Raw genomic sequence first — 311 nt, 5'->3', positions numbered from 1 at the left:
CTTGAAGAAAAGATTGCCGATTACGACCACCGCAATGAGATCCTGGAGAGAAAACAGGAAGAAGTGGATAAACTTCACAACAGTAAAGTTCAGCAACTGGAAGTGATCTCCGGACTTTCTGCCGAAGATGCCAAAGCGCAACTTATAGAATCATTAAAAGATACTGCTAAGGCCGATGCTATGGCCATGGTTCAGGACACTATTGAAGAAGCAAAACTTACCGCTCAACAGGAAGCCAAGAAGATCATTATCAACACGATTCAGCGTATAGGTACCGAAGAGGCAATAGACAACTGCGTTTCGGTCTTCAA

1 protein-coding gene is annotated in these 311 nt (G+C 43.7%); it reads left to right on the top strand.

Going from position 1 to position 311, the window contains the following annotated elements; all coding sequences use genetic code 11:
* Positions 1-311 (top strand): Rnase Y domain-containing protein (locus HC175_RS22460; protein WP_168140034.1); only part of this gene is annotated, 311 nt, incomplete at both ends.

It is taken from the genome of Salinimicrobium oceani (genome assembly GCF_012037645.1).
Note: the sequence above shows the minus strand (reverse complement) of the source record. Positions and strands in the feature narration are given on the sequence as shown.